This window comes from Shewanella saliphila (assembly GCF_014648295.1).
Classification (GTDB): domain Bacteria; phylum Pseudomonadota; class Gammaproteobacteria; order Enterobacterales; family Shewanellaceae; genus Shewanella; species Shewanella saliphila.
The window spans coordinates 301,026-315,585 of record NZ_BMQV01000001.1 but is presented as its reverse complement, the minus strand read 5'-3'; the positions used below and the strand labels follow the sequence as shown (position 1 = coordinate 315,585).

Annotated in this window: 18 protein-coding genes; 6 read left to right on the top strand and 12 right to left on the bottom strand. The window is 41.7% G+C overall.

Going from position 1 to position 14,560, the window contains the following annotated elements; genetic code table 11:
- Positions 1–462: 462 nt before the first annotated feature.
- From IEY48_RS01370 to IEY48_RS01355, 4 genes are all read right to left on the bottom strand, one after another.
- On the bottom strand, positions 463–1,137 hold the full coding sequence (locus IEY48_RS01370; RefSeq protein WP_188916528.1) for a ChrR family anti-sigma-E factor: 675 nt from the start codon (positions 1,135–1,137) through the stop codon (positions 463–465).
- Positions 1,130–1,792 (bottom strand): sigma-70 family RNA polymerase sigma factor, encoded by a 663-nt coding sequence (locus tag IEY48_RS01365; protein ID WP_188916527.1) that lies wholly within the window; start codon positions 1,790–1,792, stop codon positions 1,130–1,132. The genes IEY48_RS01370 and IEY48_RS01365 overlap by 8 nt, the downstream gene beginning before the upstream one ends.
- Before the next feature lie 144 nt (positions 1,793–1,936).
- A complete protein-coding gene (locus tag IEY48_RS01360) occupies positions 1,937–2,527 on the bottom strand; it encodes an LON peptidase substrate-binding domain-containing protein (protein WP_188916526.1) in 591 nt (196 codons plus the stop codon).
- A gap of 53 nt (positions 2,528–2,580) precedes the next feature.
- A complete protein-coding gene (locus tag IEY48_RS01355) occupies positions 2,581–3,135 on the bottom strand; it encodes a lipocalin family protein (RefSeq protein ID WP_188916525.1) in 555 nt (184 codons plus the stop codon).
- Between the two features lie 183 nt (positions 3,136–3,318).
- On the opposite strand from IEY48_RS01355, the gene IEY48_RS01350 reads away from it, so the two are divergent.
- The gene (locus tag IEY48_RS01350) at positions 3,319–4,263 is read left to right on the top strand and encodes a chemotaxis protein CheV (RefSeq protein ID WP_188916524.1); all 945 of its coding nucleotides are present in this window, start codon (positions 3,319–3,321) and stop codon (positions 4,261–4,263) included.
- Between the two features lie 91 nt (positions 4,264–4,354).
- Here the strand turns inward: IEY48_RS01350 and IEY48_RS01345 are convergent, their stop codons facing one another.
- Positions 4,355–4,996: a hypothetical protein gene (locus IEY48_RS01345; RefSeq protein WP_188916523.1), complete on the bottom strand. Its 642-nt coding sequence runs from the start codon at positions 4,994–4,996 to the stop codon at positions 4,355–4,357.
- Between the two features lie 90 nt (positions 4,997–5,086).
- On the bottom strand, positions 5,087–5,446 hold the full coding sequence (locus IEY48_RS01340; RefSeq protein ID WP_188916522.1) for a DUF2750 domain-containing protein: 360 nt from the start codon (positions 5,444–5,446) through the stop codon (positions 5,087–5,089).
- A gap of 225 nt (positions 5,447–5,671) precedes the next feature.
- Here IEY48_RS01340 and IEY48_RS01335 point away from each other — a divergent pair, with 225 nt between their 5' ends.
- The 5 genes from IEY48_RS01335 to ushA all read left to right on the top strand — a co-directional run bounded on the left by IEY48_RS01335 (position 5,672) and on the right by ushA (position 10,605).
- Positions 5,672–6,919, top strand: a complete 1,248-nt coding sequence (locus tag IEY48_RS01335; RefSeq protein WP_188916521.1) for a lytic murein transglycosylase — start codon at positions 5,672–5,674, stop codon at positions 6,917–6,919.
- A gap of 104 nt (positions 6,920–7,023) precedes the next feature.
- Positions 7,024–7,506: an FKBP-type peptidyl-prolyl cis-trans isomerase gene (locus IEY48_RS01330; RefSeq protein WP_188916520.1), complete on the top strand. Its 483-nt coding sequence runs from the start codon at positions 7,024–7,026 to the stop codon at positions 7,504–7,506.
- 97 nt (positions 7,507–7,603) lie between these two features.
- Positions 7,604–7,831 (top strand): DUF3389 family protein, encoded by a 228-nt coding sequence (locus tag IEY48_RS01325; protein WP_188916519.1) that lies wholly within the window; start codon positions 7,604–7,606, stop codon positions 7,829–7,831.
- A 76-nt stretch (positions 7,832–7,907) separates the two neighbouring features.
- Entirely contained in the window at positions 7,908–8,573 is a 666-nt protein-coding gene (locus IEY48_RS01320) for an alpha/beta hydrolase (protein ID WP_188916518.1), read from the top strand.
- Between the two features lie 307 nt (positions 8,574–8,880).
- Entirely contained in the window at positions 8,881–10,605 is a 1,725-nt protein-coding gene (gene ushA / locus IEY48_RS01315; protein WP_188916517.1) for a bifunctional UDP-sugar hydrolase/5'-nucleotidase UshA, read from the top strand.
- 93 nt (positions 10,606–10,698) lie between these two features.
- Here the strand turns inward: ushA and IEY48_RS01310 are convergent, their stop codons facing one another.
- The 6 genes from IEY48_RS01310 to IEY48_RS01285 all read right to left on the bottom strand — a co-directional run bounded on the left by IEY48_RS01310 (position 10,699) and on the right by IEY48_RS01285 (position 14,519).
- Positions 10,699–11,544, bottom strand: coding sequence for a D-hexose-6-phosphate mutarotase (locus tag IEY48_RS01310; RefSeq protein WP_188916516.1), 846 nt, complete (start codon positions 11,542–11,544; stop codon positions 10,699–10,701).
- Positions 11,545–11,652: 108 nt separating this feature from the next.
- A complete protein-coding gene (locus IEY48_RS01305; RefSeq protein WP_188916515.1) occupies positions 11,653–12,267 on the bottom strand; it encodes a DUF938 domain-containing protein in 615 nt (204 codons plus the stop codon).
- Positions 12,267–12,929, bottom strand: a complete 663-nt coding sequence (locus IEY48_RS01300) for a response regulator transcription factor (protein ID WP_188916514.1) — start codon at positions 12,927–12,929, stop codon at positions 12,267–12,269. The genes IEY48_RS01305 and IEY48_RS01300 overlap by 1 nt, the downstream gene beginning before the upstream one ends.
- A gap of 179 nt (positions 12,930–13,108) precedes the next feature.
- Positions 13,109–13,546 carry an acyl-CoA thioesterase gene (locus tag IEY48_RS01295; protein ID WP_188916513.1) on the bottom strand — a complete coding sequence of 146 codons (438 nt, stop codon included), beginning with the start codon at positions 13,544–13,546 and terminating at the stop codon, positions 13,109–13,111.
- Positions 13,547–13,677: 131 nt separating this feature from the next.
- Entirely contained in the window at positions 13,678–13,944 is a 267-nt protein-coding gene (locus IEY48_RS01290; RefSeq protein WP_188916512.1) for a Rho-binding antiterminator, read from the bottom strand.
- Between the two features lie 29 nt (positions 13,945–13,973).
- Complete coding sequence (locus tag IEY48_RS01285) at positions 13,974–14,519, bottom strand: SixA phosphatase family protein (protein ID WP_188916511.1); 546 nt, start codon at positions 14,517–14,519, stop codon at positions 13,974–13,976.
- Positions 14,520–14,560 lie beyond the last annotated feature (41 nt).

Sequence of the window (14,560 nt, the reverse complement as noted above, 5' to 3'; positions counted from 1 at the left end):
ATCACAATGAATGATCTGGTTTAACTTGCCAACTAAAATATTACGTTTTCACTTAACTTAGTCAGTTGAACATAATTATATGACAATAACATGACCATAAAAGTTTGTTTTTTAAGTGCTACAAACATTGGCCGCTAGGGTCATTAAAAATGTATAGAAGCTTGTCTTGGGTTTACGAAGGAAGTTGAGCAGACTTTCAGGTAGGTACCAAAATTAACAAGATTTTTAAATCTGTATAGATTCTATACTCACTTTTCTTTTTTAGCAACAACGTTTTTGCTAAAAAAGACAAAAGATAATCAAATTGTTTGTAAAAACGGCTGTTAACACCTTTGCTTCTTAGTAAGTATTTGAAAATATAGGTTTTTAAATAACCGTAAGTTTTCTAATATTCCTACGTTTAGTTTATAGAATTACGATAACCGTGGTTATCGTAACTCTTAAAATAATGAATTAACTTAATTAATACAGTAAATCACCTATAGGATTAAGCAGCTTACTGAACCCTTTAGTAAAGTACAGTGGCGCATCAACGATGGTATAACACAAGCAACCTTCGGTGGTTTTAGGTGAATGTTGATGCGCTTGATCAAGCAGCATAAAATCACCAGGCTTGTACGTGTTGTAGCAATCGCTAAATTCGCCCGCTAATAATAAGGTTAACTCAGCTCCTTTATGGGTGTGCTCTGGTATTTCGCCATTGGCTGCAATGTGCAGCAAACTTGCTCTTGCCTGTGGCTCACCAGTGTCTAAACGTAAACGACTCACTTTACCTATGCCTTGCCATGAAGCATTTATTTGCTTTCTAAAAACTCGTGGCAATGCGTATTGCTGACCTTTAATGGTGACTGTGTTGTCAACTACCTGTGGTTGCGGGGTCGGCTCAGTGTCTAAATTGTCTAATGTTGATGACATAAATTGGTCTAAAAGGCCACTTAAGCCAGCGTCATCAAATTGTTCTGCTACCGTTTGTTGCTCGAACTCTTGCTCAGATAGGGCAATGGTCATTTGATCAAGTTGCTGCCGACAATGTTGGCACAATTCAGCATGAGCAGAAATGGCAATCGACATCGATAACGGTAATTCGCCTTTAGCATGGAGAGACAGCAAATGCTGATCAGGGTGGTAATTAATCATAATGTTTCTCCATAAAGCTTTTTAACTTTTCTAGCCCGAGTCTAAGTCGAGATTTAACGGTACCAATAGGTATATTGAGTTTGTCTGCAAGTTCTTGTTGTGTCAGCTCCTGCATGTAAATCCCCTGTACGACCTGACGTTGCAATGGCGGAAGATCTTCAACATGTTGTAATAAATTGGCCGACAGTAAAAAGTCGTCATCATTATTTTCAGCGTCATCAGACTCAAATAAAGGCCAGATGTCGTCGCCGAATGCGTCTTCACGGTTGTGTTGTACTTTGCGAAGCATGTCAAAACATTGGTTACGCATAATGGTGAACACCCAAGTACTCACAGCTGCTTTGTCAGCGTTGTATAAGTGCGCTTTGGTCCATACTCGCGCCATGGTTTCTTGAACTAGGTCCATGGCTAAGCCTTGTTGACTCAGACGTTGTACTCCAAATGAGTTTATTTTGGGTGCAAAATGAGAAAACAGGCTTGCAAAAGACCGCTTACACCGATTATTAGCCACTTGCATCATTAAGTGAGCAAGTTCATCTGCCATTGGATTGGGTTCGTCTGATTTCATAGCACCACTTCGTTGATTGGACGATCTTGCGGTAAGATTTCCTTTATCATAACGAGTTTGTGCGCTTTGTGATTGAACATTTTCCATTTTTTTCACTCGCATCCAGTAAAAACACAATTGAATAGGTCACTTTTGCCTTTTTGCAGGGCCAAAATCCAATTTGCAAAAGGGTGTTGTTTATCCACTAATAACTCATACGCAAGGTGAAGATAAACGGATCACATTCGAGCGTTATTTTATAATGTCGAATAAAAATGATTTAGCTAACAAATGGTCGTGACTGTTAATACATTGATACTTTTCTTTGGCACTTAAAGGAATAACTTCTAACCAACGCTGACACACCCAAGCAATATCATTAAAATTATCATCTGAATAATGAGCTAAATGCTGCGGGTACTGCTGCAGTAGTTGTTTAAGTGTTTTGCTTAAAAACTGATCTTTTTTGCGCTCTAATGGCTTAATGTGTGGTTGAGCTACTTGGGCTTCAATGAGATCGCTCGGCCAACTGTCTATTAATGTCACGTCGGCACGTTTTAAGCCATCATGTTCAACATCGATTTGGTTGATAGAAAAGGTTTGCTTGCCTTGAACACTAATCCCTAACAGACCATCATCGAGCGTTTCAAAGTCGATGATCTCGGTTAGCGTGCCAATAGGTAAAATGGTTTTTTTGTCATCAGCAAGCATACATAATCCAAAGCCCTGTCCACTTTTGAGTGATTCAGACACTAAGCGTTTGTATCTAGATTCAAAAATACGTAATTGCGTGTACCCTTGCGGGAGCAAGCATATGGGTAATGGGAAAATTGGAATAATCATTACAGCCTCTGGATCAAATAACAGTGCATCTGACCCATTGTACGAGCTGCATGCTATTGTTGATCACCTTGTGGCACCCAAATGAGCTTATCTTCACTTATTGACAATGCTGCAAGCTTGTTGATAAAGCGCTGTTTGATTGCTGGGTCTAATCTTGGGCTGCGCGACAAAATCCAAGCATATTGATTATTAGGTCCAATCACTAATGAGTCTGTGTACTGGCCTTGGCTATTTTGTTCGATATCATGAATTTGATAAGCGCCGTAAAAAGGCCCAAAGAAAGACACTTTGAGTAAACCTTTTTTGTCTCCGTCAATAAAGTAGGCTTTGCCTTCTGCTTGGTCCCATTGCTGTTCGTCTTGTTTAAATCCTTTGTTAATCACCACCACTTTGTCACCGTCAATGCTGTATTGCGCTGTCACATTAGTCATTCCTCGCTCAAATGAATGATCTAGGCGGGCGATTTCATACCAGGTGCCTAGATACTGCTGTAGTTCAAACGGTTTAACGACATCTACAGGTTCATCGATGACCGTGCAGGCAGATAGCCCAAGTAACGATAATCCGAGCAATGGTAAGGCGACGAGATGATGTAATGACTTTTTCATGGTTAACTCCGTTTGATACAACAATACCGTTTAGCGTCGACTATACGATTTAATGGGTTGGTTTGATCTGCAATTGACAGCTTTAATCTCATTTTGTCGGTTGTATCATGCTTACAAAGCCCTTTTAAAGGCGTTTTTTAGTATAATTAATTTGATTGTTATTTTAGTTAGGTGGATTGCTTCATGAATAAAGTGCTCGATACGGTAGACCAACGCACCCAATTAGTCGGTGAAAACCGTTTAGAACTGTTGTTATTTCGCATTAGTTCAACACAATTATTCGCGATCAATGTGTTTAAAGTTAAAGAAGTGGTGAAGCTACCAGCAATAAATATGTTGCCCGGCAGTAATCCAAAGATTTACGGTGTGGCTAATATCCGTGGTACATCCATTCCGGTTATCAATTTACGCGAAGCGATTGGCTTTTCAAAAATACCGATTACTGACGACAGTAACTTAATTATTACTGAGTACAATCGCAGTGTGCAGGCCTTTTTAGTCGGAAAAGTTGAGCATATTATCAATATGACCTGGAGTGATATTATGCCGCCGCCGAAAACCTCAGGGGCACATAATTACTTAACCGCCATCACCAAGGTTGAGCAAGAGGGTATGACGCACTTGGTGTCGATTATTGACGTAGAGAAAGTCTTGGCTGAAATTATTGATTATGATGTGAGTTTGTCTGAAGGGGTGCTCGATGAGAGTCTTGTGCCGAATATGCCAGGGCGTAAGGTGTTAATCGTGGATGACTCATCAACCGCCCGCAAACAGGTACGCGACACATTAAGCCCTTTAGGCATTGAAATCATCGAAGCTTCCGACGGATTACAAGCGTTAAGGCTATTACAATCTTGGGCTGATAATGGCACTCAAGTAGCAGATGAGTTGTTAATGATGATAACCGATGCAGAAATGCCAGAAATGGACGGTTATAAGCTGACCGCAGAAGTACGCGCCGACCCGCGTATGACCTCGTTATTTATTACCTTAAACACATCATTAAGTGGCAGTTTTAATAAAGCCATGGTCGAAAAGGTAGGCTGTAACGAGTTTATTTCTAAGTTTCAACCTGACTTGTTGGTGAGTGTGGTTCAAGACCGTTTGCGCAACCTGCTGGCACCATAATATAACAGTGAGTGCGGCAAATACCGCACTCAGTCAATGAGTCCCGCGTTTCAATCACTAATCATTGATAGCGAGCAATGTGACTTGCTTGTCACTGATCAGCATCTTCAATTAATTCGTCGATAATTTTTCGCTGGTGTTCATGGGTAATGCCAATGTTAAGTCTGGCTATTTTTATCGCATGACCGAATTTTGCTTTACCTAATAAAGTGACTAATTGTTGTAAAAATCGCGCATCTAATGACAAGGTATTGCTGTAGTGCTCTATGGCTTTGGGTAATGATGTAAATCTCACACCATCAAACTCAAACCCTGCCTGATAATGACCATTCTCACCGTCTAGCATGATGCCATCAAGGCTAAGAGGCCAGCCTTTAGCGTTAATGCGTCCTTGGGCTATTTGATACATCATCCAGGCGCTTTTTTTAAAGCCACCAAAAATTTTGCATTCAAATTCAGACTCTTCTAATTCTTGCTCTGTCCAATTAATGCCGATAGCTAAATCTTTACGGTAAATATGCATTAATTGATCTTTAACCGCATCGCGGCAGTCCCAAATCGAGGTTAATGGGTTCTTTTTCGCTAATCCTAAACATTCTTTACAAGCTGGCACCGCAAGCGATGGATGTGGCGTGTGAGTCATGCGGTAATAATCAAATACTTGATTACTAGGTTCTGCGCAAAACCAGCAGGTATGGCGCTGCTCGAATGGAATATCAATTAATGTAGGCATAATGAGGCACGCTTTCAATAACAAATGGTGTACTTAAAATAAAAAAGCCGCTCATAAAGAGCAGCTTAAATAGTGTCGATTCAAAAAGTATTACTCTTTTTCGTAATCGACTAATTCTTTCGCTAATACGATAGGGTCAATTTCTTCGCATTCTTGATCGGCTTCCCAATCAACACCAATCAGTACGCCATCGTCATTTAAATCGCCAACCCAATATTCTAAAAACTCAGTCAGGGTAATGGTTACCGCTTTGTAGTCGGCCCATTCTTCAGTGCAGTGACTGGTCGCAGCAGCTTCGCTAGACCATAAAGGCATGACATCGGTTTCTTCAAATTCAGAAGAATCACATACTACCCAGCCTTCACCGGTTTCATCTTGTAAGCCCCATAGCACTTGATGCTGTTTTACGTTTTCGATAAAGCTGATTAGCGCAGGTGTTTGTTCGGTCATGATAAGTCGCTTTAATGAGTGAGAATTGATTTCATTATACGGACTCAACGCATAAGGAAAAGGCCTAATTAATGACAATTATGTTTATGTTGAAACTTTGTACCAATTGAAATGTAAAAATGCAATTTCTGATAAATAAACAGGGTTTAATGCTAACACCTCTTGTTTCCTGAATGGCGATGCGTCACGATATTCGTCATTCATTTGTGATAAGTAAGTGTTTTCATGACCCATAAAAGCCGTTTTTCAGTGTTTATTGCTTCAATGTTTGTTTCAAGCTCCTTGCTCAGCGCTTGCGCTGCGTCGGCATCACCTGAGCCTGCTGTTAACCTCACACCAGTACCTGTGCAAACAGACTTTGCAACTTGTGTGATTAACTTGCAGCAAAAAGCCAAAGTTGCCGGGATCTCACAGCACATTATTGATACAACCGTGGCTAATTTGAAGTATGTGCCTAGAGTCATTGAACTTGATAATCAACAACCTGAATTTACCACTACGTTTGGCGATTACTTTGAAAAACGCGTCACAACATGGCGGGTTGAGCAAGGTCGCAAAATGTTGGCCAAACACCACGACTTATTGACTCAATTAACCCATGATTATGGTGTGCCAGGGCAATATATCGTTGCTTTTTGGGGCCTGGAAACCAATTTTGGTAGTTATAAAGGCAGTATGCCTGTGCTGGATTCATTAGCGACACTCGCTTGCGATCCTCGTCGTAGTGATTATTTTACCGGTGAACTATTGCAAGCACTTAAGCTTAAACAGCAATATCAGTTTGACGACAGCAAAATGGTCGGCTCTTGGGCCGGTGCAATGGGGCATACCCAGTTTATGCCAACCAATTACCGTAAATATGCTGTAGATGGCGATGGTGATGGAGTTGCTGATTTATGGAATAGCGAAGCCGATGCATTAACCTCAGCGGCTAATTTTTTACAGCACCTTGGTTGGCAAGCCGATGAACGTTGGGGCAGAGAAGTATTGCTACCGGCCAATTATTCATTTGAGTATTTAGGCAGTAAATCGACCTTACCATTGAGCCAATGGCACGCGCTTAATATTAAAAAAACCAATGGCCAGGCTATTTCAACCCCGGACATGCAAGCCGCTTTGTATTTACCGGCAGGCCATACAGGTCCAGCATTTTTAGGTTATGCCAATTTCAATGTCATTATGCGCTGGAATCGCTCAGAGTTTTACGCCATTTCGGTGGGGCATTTGGCCGACAGAATTAATGGGGCGCCTGCGTTAAGTCGTACAGTACCTAAACAGCCACGACTAAGCCGTGATATCGTCAAACAATTGCAAATCAAACTGAATGACCAAGGGTTTGATGTTGGTAAGGCTGATGGTATTTTAGGCCGCAACTCGGTGTTAGGTTTACAAGGTTTTCAGAAAAAACATGGGTTAATTGCTGATGGTTTTCCTGATGCAAAGACCTTCGATAAACTTGGGATTAAGCCATAACCATAAGCATTCAACGCGAGTAAACCTAGTTGAGGCTAACTTTTTGTGGATGCCTTTGCGGGCTTTTGTTAAGCTTCGGCAAATTTTTGTTTTAAGGAATAATGATGAGCATTAAAGACGATATGATTGTGCAGTTTAATTACACTCTGCGCGATGAAAAAGGCGAAGTGATTGAGTCAAACGAAGGCCGCGATCCTATTGCGTACTTACATGGCCATGACAACATGATGCCTGGTATCGAAGATGCCATTACTGGTAAAGAAGTGGGCGATAAGTTTTCTGTTACCCCACCTGCAGCGGATACCTATGGCGAGCGTCAAGAAGGCGCTGAGCAACGTGTTTCTGTAAAGCATTTAGTCGGTGCCAAGGTATGGAAACCCGGCATGGCAGCCATGATACAAACCGAACAAGGTCAACGCCAAGTGACCGTGCTTAAAGTCGGTAAATTTATGGCGACAGTTGATGTTAACCATCCATTAGCCGGCCGTGAACTGACTTTCGACATTGAAGTTGTCGGTACACGTGACGCATCAGACGAAGAAATTGCCCATGGTCATGCCCATGGTGCAGGTGGTCACCACCACTAAATAGCCCTAGCTCAGGATAAGTAAGATTGCTGTTTAACTTGAAATCCCAAGTGAATCACTTGGGATTTTTATTTGTGGTGCATAAAAAGGAAAAATCATGGTCATCGACTTTTCAATCGGTAAAATTATTGTCACCGTGAATGAAATTCAGTGTCGTTTTCATGACAACCAGATTGTATTAACGGCTTCGGTAGATGATATTAGTTGTTTTCATCAAGGGCTGGTTATCGCAGCCGATGCCGGTACGGTTCGTTGGAGTATCAAACTTGATAATGCTGCGCAATTAGAACAAGTATTAAATTGTACGGGTATACAAGCCCAGTAATGCCGAGTGCATCCAGATTACTCACAACGCTTGAAAGTATGATTGTAAGAAGCGATTGCTATAAAAAGGATAAGTCATGTCATCTCTAGATAAAATTGTAATTGAACCACAAACCCCTGCTACAGCGTGTGTAATTTGGCTTCATGGATTAGGTGATTCTGGTGCGGGGTTTGCGCCTGTCGTTCCGGTATTAGGCTTACCTAGCGATCACCGCATTCGTTTTGTGTTTCCTCACGCGCCAGAACAAGCTGTAACCATTAATGGCGGCTTTGTGATGCGCTCTTGGTATGACATTAAAAGTATGGATTTGCATGACAGAGCTGATTTGCAAGGTGTGATGGCGTCAGAGCAAGCTGTGAAGCAGCTAATTAATGAGCAAATTGCCCAAGGCATCAATGCCGATAAAATCGTGCTTGCGGGTTTTAGTCAGGGCGGGGTAATGAGTTTATTTACCGGCTTGCGATTTGAGCAACGCTTAGCGGGCATTATGGCACTGTCTTGTTATTTACCCGGTGGTGAGGCATTGCCTGAGCAATTATCTGAAGCCAACCGATCCACACCTATATTGCAACACCATGGTGAGCAAGATGATGTGGTGCCATTATTTGCAGGAAAAATGGCATATGATGCACTCATTGCAGCTCACTATCAGACAACATGGAGCACATACCCAATGGCGCATAGTGTGCTCCCTAACCAATTAACTGACATAGGTCAATGGTTACAACACCAACTTAACTAAAAGTACTGTTGCATTGTTTTTATATGTAAACAATCAGCTTTGTTAATGTTTTTGTAAAATCAGCGTTTTTTTAACGACTTAGTGGGAAAATCCATTAAGTCGTTTTTTTTACTTTTCGTTAACCAAAGATTTAACATTTCACTGTTTTTCACAAAGGATAATTCAAAGTCTAAGCGATTGTAAATATTGGATTAAATGTCATATTTTGTAATAAAAATGACATCAAAAGCCGTCAATGTTGTAATATTAAGTCCGTGATATGGATATGTCACAGATTTAAATAACTTATTATAATTCGGGGTAAATCATGACAAACATGTTAATTAAAGGATTAGTTGCAACAGCTGTACTTACAGCATTAACCGGTTGTAGCAGTGACGATGACAATAATGAAGTAGAAACACCTGTTGCCACGACCTGTGCAGAAGCGGGTGCCGAGTGTAAAACCTTTACCGTTTTACACACTAACGACAACCACGGTCGCTTTTGGGAAAACAGTGATGGTGAGTATGGTATGGCGGCGCGTAAAGCGCTGATTGATCAAATCCGTGCAGAAGTAAGCTCAAATGGTGGTGAAACACTCGTGTTATCTGGCGGTGACATTAACACGGGTGTTCCAGAATCAGATTTACAAGACGCGCTACCTGACTTTATCGGTATGAACGAAATTGCCTATGATGCAATGGCTGTAGGTAACCATGAATTCGATAACCCTCTTGCGGTACTCGATTCGCAACGTTCAGTGGCAAACTTCCCAATGCTTGCGGCAAACATTTATAGAGCTGACGGTACTCGTTACTTTGACGCTTATAAAGTGTTTGATGTAAATGGTTTACGTGTCGCTGTTATTGGTTTAACGACTGAAGACACTGCTAAAATTGGTAACCCTGAGTATATCTCAGATATTACTTTTACCGATCCGACAACTGAAGCGGCAAAAGTGATTGCTGAAATCAAAGAAGCAGGCACTGCAGATATCATTTTTGCCGCAACACACATGGGCCACTATGCTGATGGTGAAAACGGCAGCAATGCACCTGGCGATGTAGCTCTAGCACGTGCACTTACTGAAGGCGACTTAAGTGCCATTATCGGTGGTCACTCACAAAACCCAGTGTGTATGGAACCTGATACAAATGCTTACGCTGACTTTGAACCAGGTGATGACTGTGCGCCAGATATGCAAAATGGCACTTACATCATGCAAGCGCACGAATGGGGCAAATACGTTGGCCGTGCTGACTTTGAATACTTCAATGGTGAGTTACAACTTGCAAGCTACCAGTTAATTCCGGTTAACCTTAAAACAACAGTAACAGATGCCGATGGCAATGAAACTGAAGAATTTGTTGCTGATGAAATTACACCTGATGCTGATTTAGAAGAGTTGCTTTCTTACTATCAAGAGCGTGGCCAAGGCCAATTAGATGAAGTGATCGCAAGCACTGACGCATTCCTTGACGGTGAACGTGCTAACGTGCGTAACATGCAAACTAACCTAGGCCGTTTAATTGCTGAAGCACAACGTACTAAAGTAGGCGCAGACATCGGTGTGATGAACTCTGGTGGTGTACGTGCTTCAATTGAAGCGGGTGACATTACATACCGTGACGTACTGACTGTTCAACCATTTGGTAACACTGTAACGTTAATGACCATGACGGGTGCTGAAGTGACTGAGTATTTAAATACTGTCGCTTCATTCCAACGTGGTGCAGGGGCTTATGCTCAAATCACGGGTGTTAAAATGACCGTTGACTGTACTGCTGAAACCGTTGCTATTAGTGAGATTAACGGCAAAGATTATAGTGCCACTGATTCTTATAGCTTCACGGTACCAAGCTTTAACGCTGCAGGTGGTGACGGTTACCCAGTGTTAGACCCAATCCAAACGGGTTATGTTGATGCAGAAGTGTTATACACTTTCTTCCAAGAAAAAGAGTCAATTGTTGCAGCTGACTATGCTCCAGTAGGCGACATTGTTTATGAAAACTCAGATAGCCCATTAGGTTGTACTATCACAGCTAACTAATATAAGCCTAAGGCCTCGTCCTTATGCGAAGATTAGTTTGTGAGTATGAAAAAAGGTAGCCTAGGCTACCTTTTTTGTTGCTAACAAAGAGGGTTACTGCCAAGCAATGTGTGTGGTTAATGTATGGCTCTCACCTGGTGCCAGCTCGACGTTATCTTCAAGTACGTTAGCGGCTTCTAAACACACCATCGTCAAATAATCTTCACTATTAAAGCGAGATAAACGCACAGACTTATCTATCCATGGGTTCCACAATACCGCTGACTGACTATTTTCACGACTCACAAGAATGGTACCGTGCGGAGTATGCAGCGCTTGTTGCGGGGCTAAATCGGTATAAACACGATCGGTTTCTCGGTCAAACTCAACGCTGTCATGTGGTTGTTTAATCGGACCTTGGCCAAACTCGATGTATTTTGAGTGGCTAAAACCTGTCGCCTTTAACTGATGGATATCACTAATAGGGAAATAACTGTGTAATGCTTGAGTTAAGCTAACATGAGTTTCACCTAAATTGGTGTTAACGATACTGACCGACAAGGTTTCGCTTAAGGTAAATAGTACCTTAACTTGAGTGTTATGCGGCCAATATTGTCGTTCAAACTCACTTTGTGGCAAGGTAAACACGAGGTCTACGACTTGATTACGCATATTAACCGACTCTAGTGTCCAGACTTTATTACGCCCAAAACCATGTTGGGGATACTCTGGGTTTTCATGTGCACCAAACCAGGGCCAACATACCGGAATACCACCACGGATCCCATTGCCTGGTTGGTAATCATCTGCAGATGACACCCATAACAAAGGGGATTGACCTTTTGGAGTGAATTGATCAATTTGCGCGCCTTGCATAAAGATCCGCGCTTGGCACAGTTCAGTATTGACGTCGACATATTCAAGACCATTTGGGTGTTTTTGGGTGGTAACAGAACCCATAGTGAGTGTCCTTGTGTTAAACAACGTTAAAATCAAATCGCTAAATAGATTAATAGTTTAGCGCATTTGTGCCAAGCTGATAAACATTGATCGGATGGTTCAACTGAATCAGCGAGTAAAATACAGCATTCTGTTGTTTGCTGGCATGGCAACATCTTGTTGTAGATGTAAATTCTGTTGTTTGGCTAACGATGTAATCCATTCGATATCACGAATGCCACTGTGAGGATTTTGTTGTTTTAGCCAGTCATCAAATTGTTGATTACTGGCGCTAGTATATTGACCTGCATAATTAAACGGGCCATACACTGCAACACAACCTTGTGTTGCTAATACTTGGCCGCAACCAGCAAAAAAGGCTTCAACTAGCGGTTTGCTCATAATGTGTAAGGTATTGGCGCTATAAATAGCATCAACCTGAGTGGTAAATTGTGGCCATGACTGGCTAACATCTAGCGCAACCGGATCCGCCAGATTGCCCAAAGGAAAATGTGCTAGCCGCGCCTGTAGGTTGACCAAATAAGTTAATTGATCGCTAGGTTGCCAATGAAGATGGTCTAAGTGTGTCGCAAAGTGAACACAGTGTTGCCCTGTGCCCGAACCCACCTCAAGCACATGGTTTGATTGAGCAAACCATTGCGTTAATAGGCTTAAAATGGGCTGTTTGTTGTTTTCACATGCTTGTGAAAAGGGCAGTTGTGCCAGCGGGACGGTATTTAACATTAAGACAGGTCGACTTTTTCCATTTCTAATTGTTGCAATGCAATGACGGCTTGGGTGCGGTTACGCACGCCGAGCTTTCTAAAGATTGCTGTGGCATGTGCTTTAATCGTGGCTTCAGACACCCCAAAGTCATAAGCGATTTGTTTATTGAGTAAACCTTCAGCAAACATTTGCAAAACACGATATTGTTGTGGGGTTAAATCTGATAATCGGCTTGCCATTTTGTCAGTTGGATTATCCGAAACCGGGACTAACTCAGTGCCTGCAGGCAGCCAAATGTCGCCATATAGTACAGCGCTTAATGCATCTGTTAATGACTCCATCGACGCAGATTTAGGAATAAAGCCACTGCTACCATAATGCACTGCACGGCTAATGGTGTTGATGTCTTCATGTGCCGAAATCACCACCACAGGTATATCAGGGTAATGAGTTCTTAGGTGTATCAAGGTCGAATAACCATGAGAACCTGGCATTTGTAGGTCCAATAAGATTAAATCAAATTGAGCGTCTTGAGTATCAAGTACTTTTTGCAGTGCTTCGGCACTGTCAGCTTCAACCCATTCGGTTTTTTCGAACGCACTGCTTAATGCTTGTCGTAATGCATTACGAAATAACGGATGATCGTCAGCGATGATGATGTTTAAATTTTCGAGCTTCATGGCGTTTTTTATTCTATGTTGCACGTGAAGATTAAATCAATGTAACAGAAAACGAATCAAATATTCTATCGCTTTCTGTCACATTGGAATTGATTTTAGTGAAAAAATATCAAAACTAGACTTTAGTCTAAGGTGTCAGTTTTGTTCAATACAACCCTGACGGCTGACATTGCTGGCTGTTAACCGTGAGGCCATACCTGAGTTGGTTGACGATCGGCATCTACCGCGACAAAGGTAAATACTCCACGGATAGCATGTTCACGATGATCTTTATACATATCTTCAACATAGATATTGACTTCGACTTTTAGCGAGGTGTTGCCAACATGAATCACTTTAGCAATCAATTCAGCTAAACTGCCTGCAGGAATAGCTTTGTTAAAATCAATTCGGTCTGAACTCACAGTGACTAATGATTTACGACAAAAGCGTGTGGCAGCAATAAAAGCGGTTTCGTCCATCCAGGCTAATGCATCTCCACCAAACAAGGTGTTGTGATGGTTGGTATTAGAAGGAAAAATCGCTTTAATCACGCGAGCTTCAGATTGAGCGATGCGTGCGGCCATATCTTCAGGGAATTGTGTTTCGGTTTGAGCAGGGTTTAGAGCAAGAGACATACTTGGACCTAGTGTAATGCAAAATGACAGGGTTAAAACGCTGCGCATTGTACTGCATTGGTATCCATTGTGTCAGACAAATTGCATTTTATTACTTGGCCATACTCGCTAGTCATCATTTTTATCAAACGTTAATCAGCAAAAGACACATAATCAAATAATGCATTAGGGCTAAGTACATCGATACTATCAATATCGGTTAATAGGACAACAAGCGGCTGCTGATGTTGATCTATACCTTTTATCGCTTGTTGTTTTTGATCATCCAAACTGACATAACAAGTCGTGTTAAAACGCCCGCGTACTTCTGTGCCAGACACCAATATCAATGTTACTTCATACTGATGCATGCACAAGCTTTCGATATAGTCATAACAACTACATGTTATGGATGCCATGGTGCGCTCTTGTTATTGAATATCACGATTTAATAACGCAATAATACGGTTGAAACTTCACGATTATTTTTGTCTACAGTGACGATGTATAAACGGTCAAATTCGTTGGCGTCATTAATCACAGGTTGTTTGTCTGCGCCAAGCAATTCTGCTAATGCCGTTGTGGTATTACTGTGACCGACCACCAAAATGTGACCTTGCTGATTTAACAATACTTCTGCTGCCTTATTAAGGTTGGACGGGTCATATAAGCTTAGCTCTAGGTGCTGCTCTTCGGCAACAGCGAATGCCGTTTCACGTGTGCGTTTGTAGTCTGTGGTATACACTTTTGTCAGCAAGGTGCTGGATAACACATTGGCTAGACGCTTTGCACTTAATTTGCCTTGCTCGGTTAAACTAGGATCGGCGCCTTGGTTTTTTTCAGCATGGCGCACTAAATAAAACACTTTTGCACCGGCAGCAGTGGCTGTGTTTATATTATCAATATTAGTGGCGTGTACGCTAAAAACACTGCAACAAAAAATAATTAAACTGCTTAAAAGGTTAGTCATTATTTGGGTTTTATTCAAAGTCATGTATTCATCCATTAATCTAATTCATTGAAGTTCAACGACCT

Bases quoted from the DNA above. Each gene is read 5' to 3' on its own strand.
- IEY48_RS01350 (WP_188916524.1), top strand. From the start codon at position 3,319: ATGAATAAAGTGCTCGATACGGTAGACCAACGCACCCAATTAGTCGGT.
- IEY48_RS01370 (WP_188916528.1), bottom strand. From the start codon at position 1,137: ATGATTAATTACCACCCTGATCAGCATTTGCTGTCTCTCCATGCTAAA.
- IEY48_RS01340 (WP_188916522.1), bottom strand. From the start codon at position 5,446: ATGACCGAACAAACACCTGCGCTAATCAGCTTTATCGAAAACGTAAAA.
- IEY48_RS01360 (WP_188916526.1), bottom strand. From the start codon at position 2,527: ATGATTATTCCAATTTTCCCATTACCCATATGCTTGCTCCCGCAAGGG.
- IEY48_RS01345 (WP_188916523.1), bottom strand. From the start codon at position 4,996: ATGCCTACATTAATTGATATTCCATTCGAGCAGCGCCATACCTGCTGG.
- IEY48_RS01295 (WP_188916513.1), bottom strand. From the start codon at position 13,546: ATGTCTCTTGCTCTAAACCCTGCTCAAACCGAAACACAATTCCCTGAA.
- ushA (WP_188916517.1), top strand. From the start codon at position 8,881: ATGACAAACATGTTAATTAAAGGATTAGTTGCAACAGCTGTACTTACA.
- IEY48_RS01290 (WP_188916512.1), bottom strand. From the start codon at position 13,944: ATGGCATCCATAACATGTAGTTGTTATGACTATATCGAAAGCTTGTGC.
- IEY48_RS01335 (WP_188916521.1), top strand. From the start codon at position 5,672: ATGACCCATAAAAGCCGTTTTTCAGTGTTTATTGCTTCAATGTTTGTT.
- IEY48_RS01320 (WP_188916518.1), top strand. From the start codon at position 7,908: ATGTCATCTCTAGATAAAATTGTAATTGAACCACAAACCCCTGCTACA.
- IEY48_RS01305 (WP_188916515.1), bottom strand. From the start codon at position 12,267: ATGTTAAATACCGTCCCGCTGGCACAACTGCCCTTTTCACAAGCATGT.
- IEY48_RS01285 (WP_188916511.1), bottom strand. From the start codon at position 14,519: ATGACTTTGAATAAAACCCAAATAATGACTAACCTTTTAAGCAGTTTA.
- IEY48_RS01300 (WP_188916514.1), bottom strand. From the start codon at position 12,929: ATGAAGCTCGAAAATTTAAACATCATCATCGCTGACGATCATCCGTTA.
- IEY48_RS01355 (WP_188916525.1), bottom strand. From the start codon at position 3,135: ATGAAAAAGTCATTACATCATCTCGTCGCCTTACCATTGCTCGGATTA.
- IEY48_RS01310 (WP_188916516.1), bottom strand. From the start codon at position 11,544: ATGGGTTCTGTTACCACCCAAAAACACCCAAATGGTCTTGAATATGTC.
- IEY48_RS01325 (WP_188916519.1), top strand. From the start codon at position 7,604: ATGGTCATCGACTTTTCAATCGGTAAAATTATTGTCACCGTGAATGAA.
- IEY48_RS01330 (WP_188916520.1), top strand. From the start codon at position 7,024: ATGAGCATTAAAGACGATATGATTGTGCAGTTTAATTACACTCTGCGC.
- IEY48_RS01365 (WP_188916527.1), bottom strand. From the start codon at position 1,792: ATGGAAAATGTTCAATCACAAAGCGCACAAACTCGTTATGATAAAGGA.